The organism is Calidifontimicrobium sp. SYSU G02091 (assembly GCF_022631395.1).
GTDB lineage: Bacteria > Pseudomonadota > Gammaproteobacteria > Burkholderiales > Burkholderiaceae_C > Calidifontimicrobium > Calidifontimicrobium sediminis.
The window spans coordinates 1-7,425 of record NZ_JALBGB010000057.1 but is presented as its reverse complement, the minus strand read 5'-3'; the positions used below and the strand labels follow the sequence as shown (position 1 = coordinate 7,425).

Below are 7,425 nucleotides of genomic sequence, written 5' to 3'. Positions count from 1 at the left end.
TGCTCGCGGTGCGCGCCGCACGCGCCGCCGCGGCGCTGGCCGGGCGCACCGACGCCGACGCCGACGACGCCGCGCTCGCCGCGCGGCTCGTGCTCGCGCACCGCGCGACGCGCCTGCCCGCGCCACCGCCCGACGAACTGTCCGACGAACTGTCCGACGAACTGTCCGACGAGCCGGCCGACGAGCCGGCCGACGAGCCGGCCGACGCCGAGCTGCCCCCGCCGCCGCAGGACGCCGCCGAACCCCCGCCGGCCACCGACGACGACGCGCAGCGCGACCCGCAGGCACTCGAAGACCGCGTGCTCGACGCCGCCGAAGCGGCGATCCCGCCCGGCCTGCTCGCCGCGCTGCGCAGTGGCGTGATGTCGCGCGACCGCAGCGCGGCCGGCGGCCGTGCCGGCGCGCTGAAGCAGGGCCGCCTGCGTGGCCGGCCGGTGGGCGTGCGCCGCGGCGAGCCCCGTGCCGGCGCGCGGCTGAACCTGATCGCGACGCTGCGCGCCGCCGCCCCGTGGCAACCGCTGCGCCGGCGCGAAGCCGCCGAGCGGGCCGGCGAGGGCGCCGGTGGCGCGCGGCTGCGCGTGCGGCGCGAGGACTTCCACGTCACGCGCTTCGAGCAGCGCAGCGAGACGACGACGCTGTTCGTCGTCGATGCGTCGGGGTCGTCGGCGCTGCACCGGCTCGCCGAAGCAAAGGGCGCGGTCGAGCTGCTGCTGGCCGACTGCTACGTGCGCCGCGACCGGGTGGCCGTGATCGGCTTTCGCGGCGCCGGCGCCGAGCTGCTGCTGCCGCCGACGCGCTCGCTGGTGCGTGCGAAGAAGAGCCTCGCCGGGCTGCCCGGCGGCGGCGGCACGCCGCTGGCCGCCGCGATCGACAGCGCCGCCGCGCTCGCCGACGCGGTGCGCCGGCAGGGCGCGACGCCGCTCGTCGTGCTGCTGACCGACGGGCGCGCCAACGTCGCGCGCGACGGCCGTCCCGGCCGCGCGCAGGCGCAGGCCGACGCGCAGGCCGCCGCGGCGCGGCTGCGCGCCGCCGGCGTCGGCGTGCTGCTGCTCGACACGTCGCCGCAGCCGCAGCCCACCGCGCAGCAGCTCGCGCTGGCGATGGGCGCGCGCTACCTGCCGCTGCCGCACGCCGACGCGCGCGCGATGTCGGCCGCGGTGCAGCAGGCCGTGCGCGGCGCCGACCCCGTCGGCTGACGCCATCGGACCCGCGATGGCACGGCTGGACTGGGCGAGCGACGGCCGTGACTGGCCGCTGCGCGAGCACAGCCGCTTCGTCGACGCGGCCGGCATCCGCTGGCACGTGCAGCGGCTCGGCCACGGCCCGGTGTGGCTGCTGCTGCACGGCACCGGCGCCGCGACGCACTCGTGGCGCGACGTCGCGCCGCGGCTCGCACGCGACGCGACGGTCGTCGCGGTCGACCTGCCGGGGCACGGCTTCACGAGCGCGCCGCCAGGCTTCGGCATGTTCGCGCCGGCGTACACGCTGCCTGGCATGGCCGCCGCGCTCAGCGAGCTGCTGCGCGTGCTCGGCGTGCGTCCGCATGGCGTCGTCGGCCACTCGGCCGGCGCTGCGATCGCGGCGCGCATGGCGCTCGACGGGCTCGTCGAGCCGCAGGTCGTCGCGAGCCTCAACGGTGCGCTGCTGCCGCTGCCGGGGCTGGCGGCGTGGCTGTTTCCGCCGATGGCGCGGCTGATGGCGGCCACGCCGGTGGCGGCGCACCTGTTCGCGTGGCGCGCGGCCGACCGGCGCGCGGTGCAGCGGCTGATCGACGGCACCGGCTCGCGGCTCGACGAGCGCGGCGTCGAGCTGTATGCGCGGCTGGTGGCCAACGCGCACCACTGTCACGCGGCGCTGGCGATGATGGCGCAGTGGGACGTCGCGCCGCTGTGGCGCGACCTGCCGCGTCTGGGCGCGCGGCTGCACCTGGGCGTGGGCCGCCGCGACCGCGCGGTGCCGCCTTCGCAGGCGCAGCGCGTGCACCGGCACGTGCCGGGATCGACGCTGACCGAATGGCCGGCGCTCGGCCACTTATCGCACGAGGAGGAGCCGGCGCTGACCGTGCGCTGGCTGCACACGCTCGACGGCGCACCGCCGCACGGTGCCCGCGGTGCCCACGCCGCCGCACGCGTCGAGGGGGCGTACCGGCGCGTGGCAACATCGCCGCATGGGGACGACCACCGCTGAGAGCGGCGCCGGCGCGGCGTGCACGATCGACGTGCCGATCGCCGGGATGACCTGTGCGTCGTGCGTGCGCCGCGTCGAGAAGGCGTTGCAGGCCGTCGACGGCGTGCGCGCGGCGAGCGTCAACCTCGCGACCGAGACGGCCGTCGTCGAGACGGCGCCCGGCGGCGTGGATGCCGGGCGGCTGGCCGACGCGGTGCGCCGCGCCGGCTACGATGTGCCGATGCGCACCCACACGCTGCGCATCGACGGCATGACTTGTGCGAGCTGCGTCGGCCGCGTCGAGAAGGCGCTCGCGCGCGTGCCGGGCGTGCTGGCGGCGAGCGTCAACCTCGCGACCGAGGCGGCGCAGGTGCAGGCGCTGGCCGGCGTCGACGTGGCGACGCTGCTGGCCGCCGTCGAGCGCGCCGGCTACGGCGCGCGCGCCGCCGACGACACCGACAGCGCCGCCGCCGCAGGCCGCGGTGCCGCGAGCGAGCCCGATGCGCAGCGCCGGCGCGACGCGCTGGCGGTGCTCGCCGCAGCCGTGCTGACGCTGCCGCTCGTGCTGCCGATGGCGCTGATGCCTTTCGGCGTCGACGCGATGCCGCCGGCGTGGCTGCAGTGGCTGCTGGCCACGCCGGTGCAGTTCGTCTTTGGCGCGCGCTTCTACATCGCCGGCTACAAGGCGGTGCGCGCCGGCGCCGGCAACATGGACCTGCTCGTCGCGCTGGGCACCAGTGCCGCGTACGGGCTGTCGGTGTTCCAGTGGTGGCGCCACGCCGAGCACGGCATGCCGCACCTGTACTTCGAGGCGTCGGCGGCGGTGATCACGCTGGTGCTGCTGGGCAAGTGGCTCGAGGCGCGCGCCAAGCGCCAGGCGACCGACGCGATCCGCGCGCTGCAGGCGCTGCGCCCGCAGCGCGCGCGCGTGCAGCGCGCCGATGGCAGCGAGGTCGAGGTGCCGCTCGCGCAGGTGCGCGTCGGCGACCTCGTGCGCGTGCGCCCCGGCGAGAAGCTCGCCGTCGACGGCATCGTCGTCGAGGGCCGCACGCACGTCGACGAGTCGCTGCTGACCGGCGAGAGCCTGCCGGTGGCCAAGGGCCCGGGCGACCGCGTGACCGGCGGCGCCATCAACGGAGAAGGGGCGCTGACGGTGCGCGCGACCGGTGTCGGCGCCGAGAGCACGCTGGCGCGCATCATCCGCCTCGTCGAGTCGGCGCAGGCGGCCAAGGCGCCGATCCAGCGCCTCGTCGACCGGGTGGCCGCCGTGTTCGTGCCGGTGGTGCTGGTCGTCGCGGTGCTCGCGTTCGCCGGCGGCGCGTGGTGGAGCGGCGACGCCGAGGCGGCGCTGATCAACGCGGTGTCGGTGCTGGTGATCGCGTGTCCGTGCGCACTCGGGCTGGCGACGCCGGCGGCGATCATGGCCGGCACCGGCGTCGCGGCGCGCCACGGCATCCTGATCAAGGACGCGCAGGCGCTCGAGCTCGCGCATCGCGTGACGCACGTCGCGTTCGACAAGACCGGCACGCTGACCGAAGGCCGGCCGCGGCTGATCGCCGTCGAGGCCGCCGACGCCGGCCGCGAGCGCGAGGTGCTCGGGCTCGCCGCCGCGCTGCAGGCGCGCAGCGAGCATCCGCTGGCGCGCGCCGTCGTCGAGCACGCGCAGGCCGAGGGGCTGGCACCGCCGGCGGCCGACGCGGTGCAGGCGCTCGCCGGCCGCGGGGTCGAAGGCCGCGTCGACGGCCGGCGACTGTGGCTGGGCAGTTCCCGGCTGCGCGACGAGCGCGCACTCGACGTCGGCGCGCTCGCGGCACGTGCCGCCGCGCTGGAGGCCGAGGGGCGCACGCTGGCCTGGCTGGCCGAGGTCGGCGGCGACGGCACGTCGCGCCTGCTCGGTCTGCTGGCATTCGGCGACCGCCTCAAGCCGACGGCCGCCGACGCCGTCGCGCGGCTGCGTGCGCTCGGCGTGCAGGTGGTGCTGCTGACCGGCGACAACGCCGGCAGTGCGCAGGCCGTCGCGCGCCAGCTCGGCATCGATGAGGTGCGCGCGCAGGTGCTGCCGGCCGACAAGGCGCGCGCCGTCGGCGACCTGAAGGCGGGCGGGGCGACGGTGGCGATGGTCGGCGACGGCATCAACGACGCCCCCGCGCTGGCGGCCGCGGACGTCGGCATCGCGATGGCCACCGGCACCGACGTCGCGATGGAGACGGCCGGCATCACGCTGATGCGCGGCGACCCGCGGCTGGTGGCCGCGGCGATCGAGATCTCGCGCCGCACGACGGCGAAGATCCGCCAGAACCTGTTCTGGGCCTTCGCGTACAACGTGGTCGGCATCCCGCTGGCGGCGTTCGGGCTGCTGAACCCGGTGATCGCCGGCGCGGCGATGGCGCTGAGCAGCGTCAGCGTCGTCTCGAACGCGCTGCTGCTGCGCCGGTGGCGCCCGCCAGCCGGGCAGGGCGATGCAGCGCCGCCCGCTGCGGCCGGTGGCACGGCGCTGGCCGGTCCGCTCGCGCGCTGACCACGCCGTGCCGCGCGTGCAGGCGGCGCAAAAGAAACGGCCCGCTCACCCTGCGGTGGCGGGCCATGCGGGCGTCGCAGGGCTGCGACGCGACGACACGATCCGGCTTACTTGACCGTCAGCACCCAGGCCGCGAGCGTCTTCGCCTCGGCTTCGCTGACGTTGGCGTTCGGCGGCATCGGCACCGGGCCCCAGACGCCCGAGCCGCCCTTGATGATCTTCTGCGCGAGCTTGTCGACCGCGTCCTTCTGGCCGGCGTACTTGGCGGCGACGTCCTTGTAGGCCGGGCCGACGAGTTTCTTGTCGGTCGCGTGGCAGGCCATGCAGTTCTTCGCCTTGGCCAACTCGGCGCTGGCGAACGCGGGGGTGGCGGCGGCGAACAGGCCGGCGACGGCGGTCAGGGCGAGCAGGGTCTTCATGTTTCCTCTCAGCGGTCGATACAGACGGTTGACGTACGGGTACCGTACGACCTCGACAACGCAATTCTAGGCACGGCGGTTGACGCCGCACCGTGTCGCTGGGAGATCGGCCATGGCCTTCGTGATCGTCGGCGTGCTGTTCATCGTGATGAAAGTGGCGGAACTCGGCCCGGTGGCCGGCTGGTCGTGGTGGCTGGTGCTGTCGCCGTTCCCGCTGGCCGCGCTGTGGTGGTGGTACGCCGACACCTCGGGGCTGACGAAGAAGCGCGAGATCGACAAGATGGAACAGCGCAAGGCCGAGCGCAGGCGCAAGAACATCGTCAACCTCGGCATGGAGGACACGCGCCGTCCGCGCCAGTGAGGCGGCGCGCGCGGCCCGCGGCGCCGTTGGGGGTTCAGCCGAACCTGCGCCGGCGGCAACGCCAGCAGGCGGCGTGGTGATGCACCGGCGCCGTGGCACCGGCAGCTGCCCCTGCTGGGTCTGCGCGCCGCTCAGCGGCCGTCGAAGCGATCGAGCACGGCGCCGTGGCTGGCGCTGGCGGCGTTGAACGCGAACTTGGCCAGCACGCCGCGCGTGTAGCGCGGCGCTGGCCGCTGCCACGCGGCACGCCGGCGCGCGATCTCGGCGTCGTCGACGTTGAGCTGCAGCAGCCGGCGGTGCGCGTCGATCGTGATCGAGTCGCCTTCCTGCACCAGCGCGATCGTGCCGCCCTCGTAGGCCTCGGGCGCGACGTGGCCGACGACCATGCCCCACGTGCCGCCAGAGAAGCGCCCGTCGGTGATCAGGCCCACCGACTCGCCCAGGCCCTGGCCGATCAGCGCGCTCGTGGGGGCGAGCATCTCGGGCATGCCGGGGCCGCCCTTGGGGCCGAGGTAGCGCAGCACCATCACGTCGCCGGGCTTGATCTGGCCGGCCATGATCGCGGCCAGCGCCGACTGCTCGTCGTCGAACACGCGCGCCGGCCCGGTGATCACGGGGTTCTTCAGGCCGGTGATCTTGGCCACGCTGCCCTCGGGGCTCAGGTTGCCCTTCAGGATCGCGAGATGGCCCTCGGGGTACAGCGCCTTGTCGATCGGCCGGATCACCTGCTGGTCGGCCGCCAGCGGCGGCACGTCGGCGAGGTTCTCGGCCACCGTCTTGCCGGTGATCGTGATGCAGTCGCCGTGCAGCAGCCCGGCGTCGAGCAGCACCTTCATCACCGCCGGGATGCCGCCGGCGCGGTGCAGGTCGATCGCGAGGTACCTGCCGCTGGGCTTCAAGTCGCAGATCACCGGCACCTTCTGGCGCACGCGCTCGAAGTCGTCGATCGTCCACTCGACGCCGGCCGCGTGCGCGATCGCGAGGAAGTGCAGCACGGCGTTGGTCGAGCCGCCGGTGGCCATGATGACGGCCACCGCGTTCTCGATGCTCTTGCGCGTGACGATGTCGCGCGGCTTGAGGTCCTTCTTGACCGCCTCGACGAGCACCTGTGCGGCGCGGTGCGTCGCGGCGACGATCTCGTCCTCGACGTTGGCCATCGTCGAGCTGCCGGGCAGGCTCATGCCGAGCGCCTCGAACGCCGAACTCATCGTGTTGGCGGTGTACATGCCGCCGCACGAGCCGCTGCCGGGAATCGCGCGGCGCTCGATCTGGCAGAAGTCCTCCTCGCTCATCTTGCCGGCGCTGAACTGGCCCACGGCCTCGAACACGCTGACGATGTTCAGGTCCTGGCCCTTGTAGTGGCCGGGCAGGATCGTGCCGCCGTAGACGAAGATGCCGGGCACGTTGGCGCGCAGCATGCCCATCATCGCACCGGGCATGTTCTTGTCGCAGCCGCCGATCGTGATCACGCCGTCCATCCACTGGCCGCCGACGCAGGTCTCGACGCAGTCGCTGATGACCTCGCGCGACACCAGCGAGTACTTCATGCCTTCGGTGCCCATCGCCATGCCGTCGCTGATCGTCGGCGTGCCGAACACCTGCGGGTTCGCGCCCGCCATGCGCAGCCCCTCGACCGCCGCGTCGGCGAGCTTCTGCAGCCCCGAGTTGCACGGCGTGATCGTCGAGTGCGCGTTGGCCACGCCGATCATCGGCTTGCCGAAGTCTTCCGGCGCGTAGCCCATGCCGTAGTACATCGAGCGGTTCGGCGCGCGCGCGACGCCTTCCGTGATGTGGGCACTGCGGCGGTTGATCTTCAGCGGTTCGGTCATGGCGGCACCTCGGGGGATCGTCTCGAAGGCAAACGCACATTCTAGGGAAACGCTGATCAAGTTGCCGCAGGGGTAGCGATGCGGGCTGTACGGGCTTGGGCGGCACGATTTTGCTCGCTCTGGCGGCCCCTG

Annotated in this window: 6 protein-coding genes; 4 read left to right on the top strand and 2 right to left on the bottom strand. The window is 74.5% G+C overall.

What is annotated here, in order from left to right:
- The 3 genes from MOJ79_RS18535 to MOJ79_RS18525 form a co-directional block, all read left to right on the top strand.
- Positions 1-1,196: VWA domain-containing protein (locus MOJ79_RS18535; RefSeq protein ID WP_241925490.1), on the top strand; the 1,196-nt coding region annotated here is incomplete at its 5' end.
- A 16-nt stretch (positions 1,197-1,212) separates the two neighbouring features.
- Positions 1,213-2,187, top strand: coding sequence for an alpha/beta fold hydrolase BchO (gene bchO / locus MOJ79_RS18530; RefSeq protein ID WP_241925489.1), 975 nt, complete (start codon positions 1,213-1,215; stop codon positions 2,185-2,187).
- Positions 2,168-4,684, top strand: coding sequence for a heavy metal translocating P-type ATPase (locus MOJ79_RS18525; RefSeq protein ID WP_241925488.1), 2,517 nt, complete (start codon positions 2,168-2,170; stop codon positions 4,682-4,684). Before bchO ends, MOJ79_RS18525 begins: the two co-directional genes overlap by 20 nt.
- A 107-nt stretch (positions 4,685-4,791) precedes the next feature.
- On the opposite strand, the gene MOJ79_RS18520 is transcribed toward MOJ79_RS18525, so the two are convergent.
- On the bottom strand, positions 4,792-5,103 hold the full coding sequence (locus MOJ79_RS18520) for a c-type cytochrome (RefSeq protein WP_241925487.1): 312 nt from the start codon (positions 5,101-5,103) through the stop codon (positions 4,792-4,794).
- Positions 5,104-5,215: 112 nt separating this feature from the next.
- Here MOJ79_RS18520 and MOJ79_RS18515 point away from each other — a divergent pair, with 112 nt between their 5' ends.
- On the top strand, positions 5,216-5,464 hold the full coding sequence (locus MOJ79_RS18515; RefSeq protein ID WP_241925486.1) for a TIGR04438 family Trp-rich protein: 249 nt from the start codon (positions 5,216-5,218) through the stop codon (positions 5,462-5,464).
- 131 nt (positions 5,465-5,595) lie between these two features.
- On the opposite strand, the gene ilvD is transcribed toward MOJ79_RS18515, so the two are convergent.
- Positions 5,596-7,293, bottom strand: coding sequence for a dihydroxy-acid dehydratase (gene ilvD / locus MOJ79_RS18510; RefSeq protein WP_241925485.1), 1,698 nt, complete (start codon positions 7,291-7,293; stop codon positions 5,596-5,598).
- Between the last annotated feature and the right edge of the window lie 132 nt (positions 7,294-7,425).